Below are 17,813 nucleotides of genomic sequence, written 5' to 3'. Positions count from 1 at the left end.
CTAGCGCGCTTCCCGGCGTGCTTCAATCAGCCGCTCGAGGAGCCGTGCTGTTACCGGCGGATCCAAGGCCGGTGGCACAACGCTGCGTAGGGTGGGCACCAGCCCCGCCGGCTTGGCGGGGGTGAAGAGCCAGGCGTTGAAGAAGCTCCCCAGGTCCTGGCCGGATAGCTCCTGTGCCAGGCCAATAAAGTCTGCGCTGGAGACATTGCCGCCGGTATGGGCATGCGTCCACTCGCGGAGGATGCCGAAAAACACGTCATCGCCCACGAGGACACGCAATGCCTGAAGGGTCATCGCGCCGCGGACGTACACCGGGGGCGCGAACAATGCCGCCGTGCCGGGATCGCCGATCTTCACGGCCCAGAACGGTGCGTCGGCGGGGATCGTTGCCGCGTAGAAGTCAAACAGCTGCTGCGGGGTTTCCCGGCCCTCGTGTTCACTCCACAGCCACTCGGTGTAGCTCGCAAATCCCTCATTCAGCCAGATGTCCCGCCAGCCCTTGACCGCCATGTCATCGCCGACCCACTGGTGCGCCAGTTCATGGACTACCACTGAGTCACCTCCCTGCCGGTCCTTGAAGAAGTTCTTGGAGTAGATGGGCCGGGTCTGGTTCTCCAACGCGAAGCCAAGGTTATTCAGGTCATCCACAACTCCGCCGGACGCGTTAAAGGGATACCGGCCGAAGTATCCCGACAGGAAGTCGATGATCTCGGGCTGCCTCTTGAAGGACGCCTCGACACGCTCCCCCAGCGGCGGAGGACCGTCCGCGCCAGCTGTCCACCGGACCGTGTTGGGCGGACTTCCCGCGGGCGGCGCCGCAGCAGCCCACCCATCCAGTGTGTTGCCGTCATCCTCGAAGGATGTGCTGCCCTCCCCGGTCGAAACTGTGATGTCGTCGACGAACACGCCGTCGAACGGCACCACGTTGTCGCTCATGTAGGTGATGGCTACGTCCACGCTCTTCCCGGCGAAGCGGCCCAAATCGAACACCCACGGTTCCCAGCCTGGACTAGGCCCGGAAGCGGCCCACCACTGTCCTGTACTGCCGGATGATGTGCACGTCCCGTCACCCTTGTCGGTCAGATAGTGTTTCAGGAACGGGTGGAGCGCCAACCTGCTGGGACATGCAATTCCCGGGCTGTCCGTGGTGTGTCCGTTGCTGTCCGGCAGCGTGGTCCAGCTTGCGGCGCCAGTCAGCCGTGCTTCCACGAAGGCGAAGTCGAACTGCGGTTCTATATCCCGTTGCAGCCCGAACGAGAGCGTGGCGCCAGACTGCGGCACGTTGATGGTTCTCGTAAGGCGCGTGTAGGAGTTCAGGCTGCTGTGGGACCAGGCGAAGTTTCGACCCATTTGGGCCGTCACCACCGGATTGAAGAGGTCGGGATCGATCGCATCAACATAGCTGATCCGGTCTTGTCTGTACCGGTTCAGCTGGAACTTGCCGACGCTCGCGGTGGCCAGGTAGGTGGCCATCGGTTCTGCCGCACGCCAGGTCCACGTCGTTTTGCCATCCTCGGACTCCTCGTCGCGCAGCACACCGTTGGCAACCACTTCCAGCCCGTCCGGAACAGTGATTTTGAAGGTAAAGGACGCTTTGTCCAGGGGATGGTCATTGGCGGGGAACCAGGTGGCCGCCACGTGTGGCTGCCCGATCACCAGGGCGCCGTCGTCGGTCCGGAGGAATCCAGAAACCCCGAACTGGTCAATGATCGGTTTCGGCATGCCGTCGTAGTGCACCACCGCCTCGAACTCCCGGCCGTCCCTGATTCCCTTCCGGGGCGTCACCGTGAGCTCCGCGCCGCTGCGGCTGAAGGCGGCGCTCCGGTGGTTGACTTGGATTCCGCGGACAGTCAGCCCCTCCAGGTCCAGGTTGAACGACGAAAGGTTCTGGGTGGCACGGGCGCGTATGGTGGCAGAGCCTGCGAGGAGCCCGCTGGCAGGGTCGTAGCTGAGCTCCAGCAGGTAGTGCTCGACGTCGTAGCCGCCGTTGCCGTCCCGCGGATAGTACGGATCGCCCAAGCCGGGCGAACCCGGTTCAAAACCCGTGCCGCCGGTTTCTGCAATGACCGACCTCGCTCCGCCAGTTGCCGCGCCGGAAGGCGCAGGTAGGGCAAGTTGCGACGGGAGGAGGACGGTGAGGGCGAGGGCCCAAGGAAAAAGGGCGGAGCGGAAACGACGGGCGGTTAACAGGCTCATGGCGCCTCATCCGGATATCCCCAACAATCGCCGCGATGCCGGATCCGTGGGCTTCATCAGGTGGACCGAACGGATGGGACGGGCAGGAGACCCGGCGGCGCGATTGACACCAAAGGTGGCCCGGCGGGATCGGCCCTGTCAAGAGCCTTTTGGTGCACCGGAGGGTGTGTGTTGGGCGCAGCCCGTCAGCCGAACGCCAGGTGGGCCACCGTGAAGATGGCGAGCCCTGCGAGCGAGCCCACCACTGTGCCGTTGATCCGGATGAACTGCAGGTCCTTGCCCACCTGGAGTTCGATCTTCTGCGACGTTTCCTCGGCGTCCCAGCGCGCCACCGTATCCGTGATCACCCCGGCAATGTCTGACCGATAGGTGCGGACCAAATAGCCGGCCGCATCGCCGATCCAGGCGTTGACCTTTCCTGCCAGCTCGTCGTCGTTGACCAGGCGGGTGCCGAAATCGCGGACGGCCGCCTTGAACTTCACCGTCAGTTCGCTGTCCGGATCGTCGACGGCGGAAAGCAGCGCGCCCTTGATGGTCGCCCAGGTCCGGGACGCCAGTTCCCGGACCTCCGGGTCGCCGAGCACCTGCGCCTTGATGCCCTCTGCCCGGGCGATCATGGCGGGGTCGTGCTGCAGATCCTGGGCCAGGTCCGTCAGGTACTTGTCGATGGACAGCCGGACCTGGTGCTGCTGGTCATCCTGGACCGCACGGGTGAATTTCAGCAGTTCGATGTAGACCTTGTCGCCCACGAGGCCGTCCACGAAGCTGGGCACCCACTGCGGGGAGCGCTCCGTGACGAGCCGGCTGACCATCTGGTGGTTGGCGGCCACCCAGTCCGCTGCCCGGTCCACGAGGAGGTCCACCAGCTTGTGGTGGTGCCCGTCGGCGAAGATCCGCTCGGCCATGCGCCCCACCGGCGGTCCCCACGGCGGAGCCAGGAGGTGCTTGCGGACCATGCCCTCGATGACGGCCTGGACGTCGTCGTCGTTCAACACTTTGAACGTGCCGCGGATGACGGCGGCACCTTCCTTGGCCACGCGCTCTGCGCCGCCCGCCCCTGACAGCCAGCTGCCAACCTTGCCGGAGATGTTGATGCTGGCCAGCTTGTCCTGGACCACCTGTTCGGAGAGGAAGTTGGTCTCCACGAACTCGCCCAGGGACGCGCCGATCTGGTCCTTGCGGCGCGGAATGATCGCGGTATGCGGGATTTTCAGCCCCATGGGATAGCGGAACAGGGCCGTCACTGCGAACCAGTCGGCCAGGGCGCCCACCATGCCGCCTTCCGCCGCGGCCCGGACGTACTGCAACCACGGGTACTGCTTTTGCAGCGCGAACGCGACGACGAACACCACGGCCATGGCAATGAGGAGGCACAACGCCACCAGTTTCATCTTCCGGAGGGCTGCCGCCTTTTCGGCGTCGCCCGCTGTGAGCTGCCGTACGACGGCGGAGCGCGCCGTAGCGCGCCCGTCCTCTCCCGGACGATCACGGGTGGCCTCGCCCGGGGGAGACGCCAGCTGGGTGGTTGGCTCAGAGTTCACCTGCATGTGCCAAGCCTAGCCCCGCTTTGGCGGCCGCGGTCGGCTAACGTGTGACCATGACAGCCGACGAGTCAGCCCCAACCCGTCCCCTGGTCTACGCCCACCGGGGTTCCAGCGCGGATTTCGCGGAGCACACCCGGGCGGCGTATCTCCGGGCGCTCGCCGACGGCGCGGACGGTGTGGAGTGCGACGTGCACCTCACCCGCGACCAGCACGTTGTCCTGCTGCATGATTCCAACCTGGACCGGACCTCGGACGGCACCGGTCCTGTGGCCGAACGGACCGTGGACCAGCTGCGGCTGCTCGATTTTTCGGCCTGGAAGGGCGTGCGGATCCCCGAGGCCTACGGGCCGAGGTCGGAACAGTTCCTCACCCTGCCGGACCTGCTGGACCTGCTCCGGGCTGCCGGGCGGGACGTCGGGCTGGCCATCGAGCTGAAGCATCCCAGCCCCTACCAGCTGAAGCTGGAGGACAGGGTGCTGCAGGTGCTGCGGGCAGAGGGATGGGACGCCGCGACATCCCGGCTGGGCAACATCCGGGTGACCTTCATGAGCTTCAGCCCCGACTCAGTCAGGCACCTGCGCAAGGCAGTCCCGGCGGAGTTTATCTGCCAGCTCGTGGACGACGTGAACGTCACCGGAATCCGCGAGGAACTGGGCCTGGGGCCTTTCACCGGCAGTGCCGTGGCCAACGTGATGAAGGCCGCGCAGCTGGAGGGGGAACGGATCCTTGACGGCGGCGAAGCGGGCATGGCCGGGCCGGGCATCGACTACGTGCGCCGGCATCCGGACACCGTGCGGCGCTGGCGGGATGCCGGCCGCCGCTTCCGGGTCTGGACGGTGGACGCCGAGGCTGACGTGGCGCTGTGCCGGGGGATGGGCATCCAGGAGATCACCACCAACCGGCCGGCGCAGGTGCTGGCCCAGCTCCAGCAGCCAGCCCTGGCAGCAAGCTCCGGCGCGACTCAATCACAGCCACCGCTGTGATTGAGTGGTGGCATGCCCATCACCTGGCCCCCGAAACTCCTGCGTTCTCCTGCGGTCCGTGTTGGCCTGTCCATCAGCATCGCGACCGGCCTGTACGGGGTGTCCTTCGGTGCGCTCTCCGTGACCTCGGGCCTGGACTTCTGGCAGACCATGGCACTGAGCTTCCTGCTTTTTAGCGGCGGCTCCCAGTTTGCGTTCATCGGGGTGGTCGCCGGCGGCGGCTCGGGGCTGGCGGCCATGGGAGCGGCCACCCTGCTGGGAATGCGCAACGGCATCTACGGCATGCAGCTCAACGTGCTGCTCCAGCCGCGGGGGTGGCGCCGGTATGCGGCCGCCCAGTTGACCATCGACGAGTCCACGGCCACAAGCACGGGGCAGACTGATCCTGCTGAGCAGCAAAGAGGCTTTTGGTCGGCGGGCATCGGGATCTTCGTACTTTGGAACCTTTTCACCGCGGTGGGTGCCCTGGCCGGAAGCGCGCTGGGAGATCCGAAGCAGTGGGGGCTCGACGGCGCAGCTGTCGCAGCGTTCCTCGGCCTGCTGTGGCCGCGGCTGAAGGGCAGGGAACCGGTGGCGATCGCCGTCGTCTGCGCCTTGGCAACCGTGCTGGCCGTACCCTTCGTCCCCGCGGGCGTCCCGATCCTGATTGCCGCAGTGGTGGCCGCCCTTATCGGCTGGCTCAGCCACGGCCGCAAGGACGAAGGGCTTGAACCGGACATCGACCCCTACGCGGAGTGGCATCCCAGCCATCACCCGCGCGACCGGCATGACGACGGGCATTCCAAAGGCGACGGGACGAACCCCGGAGGTGCCAAATGAGTCTGTGGGTGTGGCTGCTGCTGGCCTGTCTCTTCGCCTATGCATGGAAGCTGGTGGGCTACCTTCTGCCGGCCAGCCTGCTGCAGAACCCGAGAATGTCCCGGATCGCAGGGACCATGACCATCGGGCTGCTGGCGTCCCTGACGATTGTCAACACCCTGGCTACCGGGCAGGCCCTGGTGCTCGATGCCCGCCTGGGCGCCCTGGCAGCCGCCGCTGCGGCCCTGTTCCTGCGGGCGCCCTTCCTGGTTGTTGTGCTGGCGGGGGCCGGAGCCGCCGCATTGCTCCGGCTGGCCGGCTGGAACTGAAACAGCGAGTAACTCCCTGCAGGCAGCGGCAGCAGTTCTGAGTGATGTGCGTCACAACCGTTGTATGCTCTAAAGGTAGAGGGGTTGTGAAAATGAAGGCCGTCAGCAGACTGTCCCGCACCCGTGCCACGGACGCGCCGTTCGAAATGAAAGCGCCGGTGGACGTCGTCCTCGAGCACCTGCGGCAGGTGGGGCCCGCCGTGGCCTGCCTGCGGAACGAATCCTCGCGGCTGGCCGGCTGGGGCGAGGAGCTTGCCCGCCGCCTGGTTTCCGGGAACCGTCTGGTCACGGCGGGAAGTGCCGGTTCGGCGGCCGAAGTGCAGCAATTCACCGCGGAACTGCTGGGGCGCCACGCCGGCGACCGCCAGCCGTTTTCCGTCATTGCCCTGCGGCCAGGTGCGGCAGCAGCAGGCGCTGCGCCCGTCAGTGCCGTGGAGATTGCACAGGGGCACGCGGAAGAGGTTGCCAGCCAGGTGCGGGCCCACATCCGTTCCGACGACGTTCTCCTGGCGGTCTCGGCCAGTGGGCACCGGCATGCACTGCTGGAGGCGACAGCGGCGGCGCGGGCCGCCGGAGCCACGGTTTGGGCTGTCACGGGCGCGGCCCCGAACCCGCTGGCCCAGGCCGCCGATGAAGCAATTTGCATCAACGCTCCCAAACCCCAGGTGCGGGAAGCGCAGCTGATTGCGCTGCAGGCGATGAGCGAATGCCTGGCCGCCGCCCTGCACGCGTTGTCCGTCCGGCCTGAATCCCGCCGGTGACCCCGAAGTCCGGGTGAGCCCGGGGCAGCGCCTTTAGCAGGGGCGGGCTCAGGTAACGGGTTTGGGCTTAGGCAACACCGCGGGCGTCAGGGGAAGCAGGCACGGACCGCCTGGCGAGCTCTTCGGTGGCGAGGTCATACCAGTCCTGTGCGCCATACACGGGAGTCGGCGTATCGAGGTTGCGGTAGAGCGCGTCCACGAGAATGCCGAGTTCGTCCGTGGTGGCAGCCAACAGAGTTGTTTCAGGATCCGTCGAGTGGTTCATGAAGTGTGCGAGCTGCGAGCGGTTCATGGTGAAACTGCCGGCCCGAGTTGACCACATGCAAGGAATGACATGGTGTGCTCCGTATATGAAGATGCCCGAGGCTGACTTCCTAACCCACCGGTGTGCATAGCTTACTGTGCTGGCCCGGTGTACGGAACATGACCGTTCTTCTTCCAGCGAAGATCCTCCGCGCCTGCTCGAACCTGCCAGCTACTCGAACTGCTCGAATTGCGACGCCGCGAGCGGCACCTGCGGAGGCAGCGACCTTGTGGGACGTTCCGCGCGGATGGCGTCCTCGACGAGGGCAGCCGGCCGGCGCCAGGCGTCGGAGCCGGGTTCCATGGTGTCGACGACTCCGATCAGCATTGCCAGGAGCCGCACCATGTCCGTCAGTGAGATGTCCACCCTCAGGGTGCCCTGGTCCTGGCCGCGGCCAAGGAGGACCCCAACGGACTCAATCAGGCTGCCGGTAATGCCGGTGAGCAAATCCCGCCGCCCGGCCACGGCGCCCAGCAGGTTGGCGTTGTCACTGGCAGCGGTCATCACGGCGTCGATGACCCGGAACAGGCCCTCGGCCGCATCAGTGCCCGCAAGGGCGACGTCGATAACCGGGTCCACGTTGAGCCTCAGCTGGCGGTTGAGGGCCGCCAAAACCAACTGCTCCTTGTCCGAGAAATTCCGGAACAGCGTCGCCGGACCCACTCCCGCTGTGGCAGCAATGGTCTGCAGCGGAACATCGGGGCCGTACTGCCGGAAACACTCGCGGGCGGCATTTATGATCTTGTCCACATTGCGTGCAGCGTCAGCACGAAGGGGCTTGCGCTCTACTGCGAGGTTCATGGAATCAAGGTTAGCAACGCAGTGTCAGCCTGACTCCGTTACCCGTTGGTAGCGCCGAATATGACGCAGCACACGATGCGGGCGGCAGATTCCGCCGTGACAGACTGGACGCATGTTGCTTGCATTTTCAGTCGCCCCTTCCGGAATTCCTGCTGATCCCGCCTACGCCGCTGCGGGTGCCGGCGACGCCTCCGTGCACGACGCCGTGGCTGCCGCCGTCAAGATTGTCAGGGAATCCGGGCTGCCGAATAAGACGGACTCCATGTTCACCACTGTCGAGGGTGAATGGGACGAGGTGTTCGACGTGGTCAGGCGCGCCACCGAGGCCGTGGGGAAATTCGGCAGCAGGGTGTCCCTGGTGATCAAGGCCGACATCCGGCCCGGTTACTCCGGCGAGCTCACCGCGAAGGTGGAGCGCCTGGAGGGCGCCCTGGTCCAGGGCGACTGACGGCCAGGACGATTGGCCGCGGCAGCCTAGCCCGGCCTGGCGCTTGCTGGAAGACTGTGCCCATGTTTGAGCACAAGCCGCGGCCCGAGTGGACGGCCGTAGAAGAGTACCTGTCAGACGTCGTCGTCCACCCCGACGATGCCGTCCAGCGCGCCGTCAGGTCCGCCGAGGAGGCCGGGATGCCGCCGATCGAGGTGACACCTAACGCCGGAAAGCTGCTAAAGCTGCTGGTGACGGCGTCCGGTGCCCGCAGGGTGCTGGAGATCGGCACGCTGGCCGGCTTCAGCACCATCTGGATGGCCCAGGGCATGCCCGACGACGGCCGGCTGGTGACGTGCGAATACCTCCCGAAACACGCCGAAGTGGCCCGCACCAACGTGGACGCGGCCGGGGTGGGCCACAAGGTGGACATCCGGATAGGCGCGGCGCTGGACACGCTCGCGGCCCTCGAAGCTGAAGGAGACGATCCGTTCGACTTCGTCTTCATCGATGCGGACAAGGAGAATAACCCCCAGTACCTGGAGTGGGCAGTGCGGCTGGGCAGGTCCGGAACCAGCATCGTGATGGACAACGTCGTGTGGGAGGGCGTGGCGCTGGATCCGTCCCTGGACGAAGTCAATGCCCCCGGAATCATCGGCGCGCTGAAGATGATGGGGGAGGACAGCCGGCTGGACGCCACTGTCATCCAGACCGTGGGGTCAAAGGGCTGGGACGGCTTCGCGCTGGCTGTGGTGCGTTAGGGCGTACACAAATAGGCACCGCCCTCGCACTGGATGTACGAGGGCGGTGCCTGTTTTTGGTGGCGGTGCTTCAGCGGTTAGCTGAGTGCGGTCATGGTGTTCCAGCCACCGCCGACCCTGACCCGGTTCGGGAACGCGCCGGCGCCGTTACCCATGTAGGACCAGAGAACTCCGCTGGTGTCGCGGGCGACGAGGTCGTCGCGTCCGTCTCCGTTGAGGTCAGCGGCGCCGCTGATCGCGTTCATGGCGTTCCAGCCTGCACCGGCGCTGACCCGCGTCGGGAATGCGCCAGCAGCGTTGCCCAGGTAGGACCACAGAGTCCCCCCGGAGTCCCGGGCAACCAGATCAGCTTTGCCGTCACGGTTGAGGTCGCCGGCGGCGCTGATGGCCCGGCCGTTCCAACCCGCGCCGGCGCTGATACGGGTCGGGAATGCGCCAGCATTGTTGCCGGCGTAGCTCCAGAGGACGCCGCCGGCGTCGACTGCCAGCAGGTCATTCCGCCCGTCGCCGGTGAGGTCAGCGGCGGCGCTGATGTTCTTCATGGAGTTCCAGCCTGCTCCGGCCCGAATCCGCGTCGGGAAAGTGCCGGAGCCGCTTCCGCGGTAGGTCCAGAGGACTCCGCTGGAGTCGCGGGCCACCAGGTCGGCACGCCCGTCGCCGGTGAGGTCTCCGGTGGCGCTGATGGAGTTCATGGAGTTCCAGCCTCCCCCGACCCTGGTGCGGGTCGGGAAGGTACCCGAGCCGCTGCCCAGGTAGGTCCAGAGGACGCCGCTGGAATCCCGGGTAACGAGATCGGCCCGGCCGTCGCCGTTGAAGTCCTGCGGGACGCTTGTGACACCGGTGCCCGTACCGATGCGCACGTTACGGCTGGTAAATGCCACGTTGCCGGCGGCGTCGCTGGCGCGGACGCCGAAGGTGTAGAACCCGTTGACCTGTGCGTCCCAGGTCTTCGGGGAGGCACAGGTGTTGTCCCAGGCCTGGTTGGTGGGCTGCAGCCGGCACTCGAAGCTGGCGCCTGTTTCTCCCGAGAAGCTCAGCGACGGCGTGTTGTCCAGGCTGGGCGTGGACGGGAAGGGTGCCGTTACCGCAACGGCCGGAGCCGTGGTGTCCACCGTGAAGTTGAGCGTTCCGGAATTCAGTCCGCCGGCAACAGCCTGCACAGTGTGGGGGCCCTGGGCCAGCGGGGCCAGCTTCACGGAGTAGGTGGAACCGGTGAGCGTGGTAGCCAGCGGGGCGCCATTGTCCACGATCAGCTGAACGGGGCCCGCGGTGCCGGCGGGAAGGCTGCCGGTAATCGTAGGCGCGGTTACGTTAGTGATGTTGTCGGAGTTGGAGCGGCCGCTGTCGCTGGCTGCCGCCAGGTCCGGTGTATTGGGACCTCCGACGGAGTCGGTTGCGATGAGGCCCTGGACGGTGAAGTTGCTCTGGGTGATGGTGTTGATGCCCGGCCCGCCCGCGTTGGGGCCGGTGACCGTTACGGAGTTGATACCCGAGGGGGCTCCGGTGACTGGCCGCGCGGTGTTGATGTCGCCAAGTGTTCCTGCCGGGGCGCCAACCTGCGTGAGGAACGTTGCCGTGGTCCCCCTGTCAAAGTCGCCGAGGAAGGCTGCGCCGACGCCCGCCCAGTCGCAAGCAACTGTGTCATTGGGTGCGCAAGCGCCGGCGTCGGTCGTCTCGTTGATGCTGCCGTCAACGTCAGCGGTGAACGTCGCAACGCCATAGGGGTGGGTGATGGTGTACTGCGCGTTGGGCTGCAGGCCATCAAAACGGAACCGCAGGCGGGCAAAACCCATCTGCTCGCCAGGCACCACGGGGCCGTTGACATGTGCCGCTTCCAAGGCCGCCTCGTAGCTGCCGATCGTTCCGACATCCGCGGACGCGGAAAACCAAAAAGCTTCCTCGGGGAAGTTGCCCGGGTAGGACGCCGGGGAATTGGGATCCGGAGGTTCGGAGAGGCAGCCCTTGCCGGCCTCGTAGCAGAGCTGCAGCCGGACTGTGCCGTCCGAATACCACGTCGGGAAGCCATTCGCGGCGTCAACCGGGCCCATCCCGGCGGTTTCCGCGTTCGCCGGCATAGCGCCGAGGGGTGACAGGGCGGCGGCGAGCAGGGCGCCGGCAACAGCAGGGGCCATGCGGCTGAGAGTGGTGGTGGGCTTGCGGTGCGCTGCCCCGGAGCGGTTGGCTCCATCAGGCATTTTGGGCCGTACAGATTGCGAGAACATTGAGACTCCTTGTGGACACTCGATTTGTGGCCCCCAGTACCTTCAAGGCCAGGTCGGAAAGTCGATTCCCAACCACGACAACAGTGGACGCCGCACCTTGGATAAAAGTCGGATAAAGCCGGTGGGATGCCGGGGGTCTGCGCGAGCCAAAGCTCGCATGCAGCCCTGGGTGCGGCCCTCATGGAGCGGACTACCGCTGGAGCAACCGAATTAGACCATCGATTTGAGGGGGCCCAATTGGGGGTGCCCCCTTAGAACCCCCACCCTTCCCAGTTCGGTCCGGTTTTTTCCAACCACGCCGGGACATCCTCGAAGCATCCCAACCGGTCTCGAACCCAATCGGAAGGAGGCCCGGTTATGACCGTGTCCAGACGAGATGTCCTGCTGCTGGGCGGCCTCGGTGCCGTCGGAGCGGGTGTGCTTTCACTCCCGCGGGGCGAGGTGGAGGCCAAGTCCGCCAGCCGGCTGAGCAGCGCGGAGATGCCCAAGCCGTTCCAGTCGGCTTTCGTGAAACCTCCGGAGCTGGCGCCGGACCGGACGGGGGTGGACCCCGCGGACGGCAAACCTGTCAACTACTACACGGTGACCGAGATGGCCGCTATGGCGTCCATCCTGCCGCGGCTCAAGACTCCGATCCTGGGCTACAACGGGATTTTCCCCGGCCCCACGATCAGCCTGGACCAAGGCACCAAGGCAGTGGTGCGGGTCCGGAACAAGCTTCCCGCAACCCACCCGAACGATGGCCACGTGCTCGCCACGTCCGTGCACCTGCACGGGTCAGCCTCGCTGCCACAGTTCGACGGGTACGCCAGCGACGTCACGCATCCCGGATTCTTCAAGGACTACCACTACCCGAACTTCCAGCCCGCCCGCACGCTCTGGTACCACGACCACGGGGTGCACTTCACGGCGCAGAACGCGTACTCCGGCCTGGCGGGGCAGTACCACATGCACGACCCGATGGAGCGGCAGCTGCTCCCGCAGGGCGACTTCGACGTGCCGCTCATCATTTCCGACGCGATGTTCGCGGCAAACGGCGCCTTGGGGTATGACGACAACACCCACTCAGGCCTGTGGGGGGACGTCATCCTGGTCAACGGCAAGCCGTGGCCGGTCATGAAGGTCCAGAAGCGCATCTACCGGTTCCGGGTGCTGAACTGCAGCATTTCCCGCTCAGTACGGCTGACGCTGAGCACCGGCGATCCCCTGATTATCGTGGGCACCGACGGCGGCCTGGTCCCCACGCCGCAGCGAGTGGCCAATTACCGCCATGCCGGGGCAGAGCGTTACGAGGTGCTCATCGATTTCCGCAAGTACAAGACCGGCCAGCGGGTCGAGCTGCGCAACCTGTCCAACCCGAACAACGTTGACTACGACTTCACGAACAAGGTGATGGCCTTCGACGTCACTGATGACGCGGTCAACACCAGCGACCCGACCTGGAACACCGTACCCGCGCAGCTGGCACCCGCCAACGAGATCATGGCGATGACCGAGAAGCAGGCCACCAAGGTCCGGAAGTTCCGGGTCAAGCGGAACGACGTCACCAACATGTGGACCATCGACGACGGCAACTGGCAGGACGTCATAGCCAGCGGCTACAAGAAGGTCGCTGCGGACGTCGACCTAGACGCCGTCGAGGTGTGGGAGTTCGAAAACAGGTCCGGCGGCTGGTTCCACCCGATTCACATTCACTTGGTGGATTTCAAGATCCTCAGCCGCAATGGCCGGGCACCGTTTCCACAGGAGCTCGGACCCAAGGACGTTGTCTATGTGGGTGAGGGCGAGACGGTCCGCCTGCTGATGAAGTTCGGTCCGCACCAGGGCCGCTACATGGTGCACTGCCACAACCTGCCTCATGAGGACCACGACATGATGGTGCAGTTCCGGGTGGGCCTGAAGGAAGATGACAACGATCCCAACGATCCCATGACAGCGGCGCTGCCCCAATGGGACGGCTAGCGGCGCACAGGGCCAGCCCGAAGTCCGGGGCGGCCCCCGAAAGGGTAGCCGTCACCGAGAGGCCTGCCGGATCCCCCCGGCAGGGCTTTCGGGGGAGGACAATCACGACGGCGGTGCTGCTCGCCGCTGTCCTTCTGGCCTCGCGCCTGTGGCTGGTGGAGCCCGTGACGGTCAGCTCGGAAAGCATGGAGCCGGCACTGCCCAAGGGCAGCACGGTGCTGATGTTCAAACCCGGGCCCGCGCTCGGTGCGCCCAAGGCCGGAGACCTGGTGGTGTTCACGAGTCCGGAGGACGGGAGCCCTGCTGTCAAACGGGCCATTGCCTTGGGGGGCCAGACCGTTGCCATCGAGGACTCTGTGCTGGTGGTGGACGGGGTTCCGCAGGCCGAGCCGGGCATCGACCACAGCCGCATCGATGGCACCTACTTTGGTCCGGTCACGGTGCCGGCCGGGCACGTCTTTGTCCTGGGTGACAACCGTGCGGGCTCCATCGATTCACGGGCCTACGGAAGCGTGCCGTTGGAAGCGCTACAGGCAACGGTTCTCTGGCCCGCCGGCCGCTAGGCACATGCACGCGCCGCGAAGACCCCTGCCCGAAAGGTAAGTATGCTGGGAATCATCCTGGCCAGCTGCCCAGCCGGCCAGGCCCGGACATGCATCGGTGACGGCAGCGGAGGAAGACATGAAAGCATCCGAGACTCTGGCCAGCAATCTTCAGAAGGTCCTCACTGACCTGATCGAGCTGCACGTTCAGGGCAAGCAGGCGCACTGGAACCTGGTGGGCACCAACTTCCGTGATCTGCATCTGCAGCTAGATGAAATTGTTGACAGCGCCCGGCTGCTTGCCGATCAGACGGCCGAACGCATGCGTTCGCTGCATGCACTTCCGGACGGCCGGAGCGCCACCGTTTCCTCGGGCACTAGGCTGGAGCAGTTTCCTGCCGGCCTGACCGTCACCAAAGACACCGCCAAGCTCATTACCGCGAGGCTGGAACAAACGGTGAAGACCATCCGCGATGTCCACGATGACGTGAATGAAGAAGATCCCACGAGCGCGGACCTCCTGCACGTGGCCATCACCCGGCTTGAGCAACTGGCCTGGATGGTGAACGCGGAAGTGATGCCGGCTTCTGCGTCGGTGACTGCACCGGCACAGGATTAGCAGCGCCATGACCCGGTGCACTCAGCCGGCAGCGGACGCTGCATGAACGCACAGCACCGCCAGTGGCAGCCTGTCCGATTCAGCCCGGCGCCGTCCCGGGAGATGGCCGCCGAAGCTGCGCCGGAAGCCCAACCTGCGCCTGGAGCGGGACGTCTACCGGAAGGCGAACCTGTACTGGATGTTGAGCGATTGCTGGACAGGGTCGCTTCGGCTGTGGGGGATGTCCCTGCCCTGCTGGCCATCGCCCAGCAGGCCGGCCGTTCCGCGCCGAAGCCCGGTGACGGGCGGACAGCCCGGCTCTGGGAACTGCTGGCTTCCGTGGCCGCGGTGGACGTGGCCGCCGCGCGGGTTCTGGAGCCGCACCTGGACGCCGGTGCCATCCTGTCCCAGGCGGGAGCGCCGGGATCCTTCACCGGATCGTGGGGTGTCTACGCAGCCGAGGCCCCTGGTACCCGGCTGACGGCCGCGGCGGCATCGGTCGCGGCTGACGGGCGGCCCCCCGCCGGGGCTGAAACTGCTGAGACAGAATCCGCCGGGGCAGAACCCGCCGGGGCAGAACCCGCCGCGGCTGAACGCGCCGGGTCAGAACCTGCCGGGGCAGAACCCCACGAGTCAGAACTAAGCGGGACATCCGGCAGCGTGCAGCTGACCGGCTCCAAGCCCTGGTGCTCGCTGGCACAGTTCGTGGACCACGCGGTGGTGACCGCGCACACCACCACCGGCGGCCGGGCGGCGTTCGCCGTTGATCTTAGGGCCGCCGGCGTCACGTGCGATGTGCCGGAATGGACAAGCCGCGGACTGCGCGAAATCCCCAGCGGAACTGTCCACTTTGACGGGGTGCCGGCCGTGCCGCTCGGCGGTGACGGCTGGTACTTCCAGCGCCCCGGCTTTGCGTGGGGCGGCATGGGCGTTGCAGCGTGCTGGCTGGGCGGCGCGGTGGCGCTCGGCCGGCACTTCGAGGCCGCGCTCCAGCGGGGAGCCAGGTCCCAGCGCGAGCCCGACCAGGTGGCACTAGCCGCCCTGGGCGAAGTGGACCGGATCCTGACCTCAACCGTCCAGTACCTCGCCCGGGCAGCAGAGGCCGTGGATGCCGAGGCCACTGGCGCCGCCCAGACAGACCCGGATTCCGCCGCGGAAGCGGCCGGCGCCGGCACTGTTGGCGGGTGGAGCGAGGCGCTCCGTGTCCGGGGAACGGTTGCCGCCGCCGTCGAACGCGTCCAGCTCCTGGTGAGCCAGAACCTGGGGCCCGGCCCCCTTGCCTTCGATGAACGGTACGGCAAATGCATGGCGGACCTGTCCCTGTACGTGCGGCAGCACCACGCAATGCGTGACGACGCCCAGCTGGGCGCACTCACCCTCCAAGGGGAACATGCATGGTGACGTTCTCGCACGCGGATGCGGGCACCGATGAAGCGGCCTGGGAAGGCAGCGGGCTGGACACGATCGGCGAGCTCCCGCTGGATGCCGCCGAGTTGGCTCGGATGGAGTTCGTCGTCCTCGTTGCGCATCCGGATGACGAGTCCCTCGGCGCCGGAGGGCTGCTGGCCTGGCTTACGGCCGCCGGTGCGCATGTTGAGGTACTGCTGTGTTCGGCGGGGGAGGCGTCCCACCCGGGTTCGCCCACCACCACGCCGGAGCAGCTGGCTGCGGTCCGTCGTGAAGAGTTCGCGGCTGCCATGGGCGCGTTCGGGCTGGCGGAACACTGGGAGTTCCTGAACCTCCCGGACAGCGGGCTGGCTCAACACCGGCATGTCATCGCCGAACGCCTGGCGGACGTTGTTGGGCGCCGCGCTGGTGGAAGGCCCGACGCCGACGGAGGGCTGGTCATTGTTGCCCCGTACCGCGGCGACGGGCACATCGACCACGACACCTTGGGGGCCCTCGCGGCGGAGACCGCCGAAGCCGGAGGCCACGGGCTGCTGGAGTACCCCATCTGGTACTGGCTGTGGGCCACCCCTGAGGACACCGCCTGGCGGAACTGGGTGAGGCTGCTGCTGAGCCCTGCCGAGCAGCGGGCCAAACGCGAGGCCCTGAACACTCATGCCTCCCAGCTTCAGCCGCTCTCTGACCGGCCGGGCGACGAGGTCCTGCTGTCCGAGCAGTTCCTTGCGCATTTCTCCCGGCCCTTCGAGGTGTTCGCCTGGCGGGCGCCGGTCACCGGCCGGCGGAGCGCCCGGGACGCCGAAGCCGTCTTTGACACCCTGCACCACAGCGCCGAGGACCCGTGGAGGTACCAGGACAGCTGGTACGAGCAGCGTAAGCGCAGCCTGACGCTCGCCGCGCTGCCTGAGCAGAAGTACGACGCCGGCCTGGAGGCCGGCTGCTCGATCGGCACCCTGAGTGAGGAGCTGGCCAAACGGTGCGGGCGGCTCCTGGCCGTGGATGCCAGCGGCACCGCCGTGGGGCGGGCCGCCAAACGGCTAGCCCGGTATCCGGAAGCTGAAGCCCGGCAGCTGACCCTCCCGGAGCAGTGGCCGGAGGGCAGCTTCGACCTGATCGTGGTCTCGGAGATGGGCTACTACCTCGCGTCGACGGAATTGACGGAGCTGTTCACCAGGATCTCCGCCTCCCTGGCCCCGGGCGGAACGCTGCTGCTCTGCCATTGGCGGCATCCGGTTTCCGGCTGGGAGCTCGACGGCGACGCCGTCCACTCGCAGGCCCGGAGCCAGCTGCAGTGGCCGTCTGCCGCCATATACCGGGAGCGGGACTTTGTGCTCGAAACTTTCATCGCGCCGGAGTCCGCCGGTGACCCACGGCCGGAGACCGCGCATGACGCCGGATAGTTCCCGGCCGGTCATCAGCCGGGTGGAGGTGGTGATGCCGATCCATGACGAGGAGCACCACCTTGGCCGCGCGCTTGCCGCGCTCCTGGCCGCGGCCGAAACTCTGGTGCAACAGCGCCCGTGGGCAGCTGTGGGAATCACTGTAGTCCTGGACCACTGCACCGACCGTTCAGCGGAGATCGCCGCACGCTTCGCCGAGTCAGCCGCCGGATCAAACACCGGCGTGCGGGTATTGCAGCGGCGGTTCCGCAACGCGGGTGCCAGCAGGGCGGCAGGAGTGGCCGCGGCGTTGCTGGACGCTGGCAATTCGGATAGCACCTGGCTGGCAAATACCGACGCCGATTCCCGCGTTCCGACGGACTGGCTCGTGCGCCAGTTGGGGTTTGCGGACGCTGGTTGGGACGTGGTGCTGGGTTCCGTGGAGCCGGACTCCGCGGGGATGGATCCGGAGCTCCTGCGCAGCTGGCGGTTGCGGCACCCCCTGGAGGAAAGGCACGGCAATGTCTATGGCGCCAACCTCGGCGTGCGCGCCTCGGCTTACCGCCGGGCTGGCGGATTTCCGCCGCTGCGCACCTCCGAGGACAGCGCCCTGGTCGCCCAGCTGCGGCGGAGGGGCTTCGCCGTCATGGCCACGGACACCACACGCGTGCTGACTTCCGGCCGGACCGCCGCCCGGGCGCCGCACGGTTTTGGTGCCTACCTCCGTGCCCTGGGCGTGGAGACGGCTGCCGCGCTCCGAAGCAGCTAAAAGCTGCGCCGCACCTCCCGGGCAGCAGCCTGT

17 protein-coding genes are annotated in these 17,813 nt (G+C 66.8%); 12 read left to right on the top strand and 5 right to left on the bottom strand.

The genetic code is table 11. The features are described 5' to 3' along the window. Window positions 1–2,196 carry a M1 family metallopeptidase gene (locus ACTHQX_RS08790; RefSeq protein ID WP_440156916.1) on the bottom strand — a complete coding sequence of 732 codons (2,196 nt, stop codon included), beginning with the start codon at window positions 2,194–2,196 and terminating at the stop codon, window positions 1–3. 185 nt (window positions 2,197–2,381) lie between these two features. Further along, window positions 2,382–3,743 carry a DUF445 domain-containing protein gene (locus ACTHQX_RS08785; protein WP_440156914.1) on the bottom strand — a complete coding sequence of 454 codons (1,362 nt, stop codon included), beginning with the start codon at window positions 3,741–3,743 and terminating at the stop codon, window positions 2,382–2,384. 50 nt (window positions 3,744–3,793) lie between these two features. Between ACTHQX_RS08785 and ACTHQX_RS08780 the strand changes: the two genes are divergently transcribed. The 4 genes from ACTHQX_RS08780 (at window position 3,794) to ACTHQX_RS08765 (ending at window position 6,611) form a co-directional block, all read left to right on the top strand. Next, window positions 3,794–4,723, top strand: coding sequence for a glycerophosphodiester phosphodiesterase (locus ACTHQX_RS08780; RefSeq protein ID WP_440156911.1), 930 nt, complete (start codon window positions 3,794–3,796; stop codon window positions 4,721–4,723). Between the two features lie 12 nt (window positions 4,724–4,735). Then, window positions 4,736–5,542 carry an AzlC family ABC transporter permease gene (locus ACTHQX_RS08775; protein WP_236806362.1) on the top strand — a complete coding sequence of 269 codons (807 nt, stop codon included), beginning with the start codon at window positions 4,736–4,738 and terminating at the stop codon, window positions 5,540–5,542. After that, window positions 5,539–5,850 (top strand): AzlD domain-containing protein, encoded by a 312-nt coding sequence (locus tag ACTHQX_RS08770; RefSeq protein ID WP_236806363.1) that lies wholly within the window; start codon window positions 5,539–5,541, stop codon window positions 5,848–5,850. Before ACTHQX_RS08775 ends, ACTHQX_RS08770 begins: the two co-directional genes overlap by 4 nt. A gap of 92 nt (window positions 5,851–5,942) precedes the next feature. Continuing rightward, the gene (locus tag ACTHQX_RS08765) at window positions 5,943–6,611 is read left to right on the top strand and encodes an SIS domain-containing protein (RefSeq protein ID WP_236808893.1); all 669 of its coding nucleotides are present in this window, start codon (window positions 5,943–5,945) and stop codon (window positions 6,609–6,611) included. A 67-nt stretch (window positions 6,612–6,678) separates the two neighbouring features. On the opposite strand, the gene ACTHQX_RS08760 is transcribed toward ACTHQX_RS08765, so the two are convergent. Both ACTHQX_RS08760 and ACTHQX_RS08755 read right to left on the bottom strand, forming a co-directional pair. Further along, window positions 6,679–6,903 (bottom strand): hypothetical protein, encoded by a 225-nt coding sequence (locus ACTHQX_RS08760; protein WP_236806364.1) that lies wholly within the window; start codon window positions 6,901–6,903, stop codon window positions 6,679–6,681. 183 nt (window positions 6,904–7,086) lie between these two features. Then, the gene (locus ACTHQX_RS08755) at window positions 7,087–7,716 is read right to left on the bottom strand and encodes a TetR/AcrR family transcriptional regulator (RefSeq protein ID WP_236806365.1); all 630 of its coding nucleotides are present in this window, start codon (window positions 7,714–7,716) and stop codon (window positions 7,087–7,089) included. A 112-nt stretch (window positions 7,717–7,828) separates the two neighbouring features. On the opposite strand from ACTHQX_RS08755, the gene ACTHQX_RS08750 reads away from it, so the two are divergent. Continuing rightward, a complete protein-coding gene (locus ACTHQX_RS08750; RefSeq protein ID WP_236806366.1) occupies window positions 7,829–8,164 on the top strand; it encodes a thiamine-binding protein in 336 nt (111 codons plus the stop codon). A gap of 62 nt (window positions 8,165–8,226) precedes the next feature. Continuing rightward, entirely contained in the window at window positions 8,227–8,904 is a 678-nt protein-coding gene (locus ACTHQX_RS08745) for an O-methyltransferase (protein ID WP_236806367.1), read from the top strand. Window positions 8,905–8,981: 77 nt separating this feature from the next. Here ACTHQX_RS08745 and ACTHQX_RS08740 read toward each other — a convergent pair whose 3' ends face one another. Continuing rightward, window positions 8,982–11,126, bottom strand: a complete 2,145-nt coding sequence (locus ACTHQX_RS08740; protein ID WP_236806368.1) for a VCBS repeat-containing protein — start codon at window positions 11,124–11,126, stop codon at window positions 8,982–8,984. Between the two features lie 357 nt (window positions 11,127–11,483). On the opposite strand from ACTHQX_RS08740, the gene ACTHQX_RS08735 reads away from it, so the two are divergent. The 6 genes from ACTHQX_RS08735 to ACTHQX_RS08710 all read left to right on the top strand — a co-directional run bounded on the left by ACTHQX_RS08735 (window position 11,484) and on the right by ACTHQX_RS08710 (window position 17,780). Further along, a complete protein-coding gene (locus ACTHQX_RS08735; protein WP_236806369.1) occupies window positions 11,484–13,088 on the top strand; it encodes a multicopper oxidase family protein in 1,605 nt (534 codons plus the stop codon). Between the two features lie 101 nt (window positions 13,089–13,189). Then, entirely contained in the window at window positions 13,190–13,651 is a 462-nt protein-coding gene (gene lepB / locus ACTHQX_RS08730) for a signal peptidase I (RefSeq protein ID WP_440156981.1), read from the top strand. Between the two features lie 118 nt (window positions 13,652–13,769). Beyond that, the gene (locus ACTHQX_RS08725; protein WP_236806371.1) at window positions 13,770–14,249 is read left to right on the top strand and encodes a Dps family protein; all 480 of its coding nucleotides are present in this window, start codon (window positions 13,770–13,772) and stop codon (window positions 14,247–14,249) included. A gap of 42 nt (window positions 14,250–14,291) precedes the next feature. Beyond that, a complete protein-coding gene (locus tag ACTHQX_RS08720) occupies window positions 14,292–15,629 on the top strand; it encodes a hypothetical protein (RefSeq protein ID WP_440156904.1) in 1,338 nt (445 codons plus the stop codon). Then, entirely contained in the window at window positions 15,623–17,032 is a 1,410-nt protein-coding gene (locus ACTHQX_RS08715; protein ID WP_440156901.1) for a PIG-L family deacetylase, read from the top strand. The genes ACTHQX_RS08720 and ACTHQX_RS08715 overlap by 7 nt, the downstream gene beginning before the upstream one ends. Then, the gene (locus ACTHQX_RS08710) at window positions 17,019–17,780 is read left to right on the top strand and encodes a glycosyltransferase (protein ID WP_440156899.1); all 762 of its coding nucleotides are present in this window, start codon (window positions 17,019–17,021) and stop codon (window positions 17,778–17,780) included. The genes ACTHQX_RS08715 and ACTHQX_RS08710 overlap by 14 nt, the downstream gene beginning before the upstream one ends. Window positions 17,781–17,813 lie beyond the last annotated feature (33 nt).

The sequence above is a fragment of the Arthrobacter sp. SAFR-023 genome (assembly GCF_051965295.1).
Lineage (GTDB): Bacteria > Actinomycetota > Actinomycetes > Actinomycetales > Micrococcaceae > Arthrobacter.
Note: the sequence above shows the minus strand (reverse complement) of the source record. Positions and strands in the feature narration are given on the sequence as shown.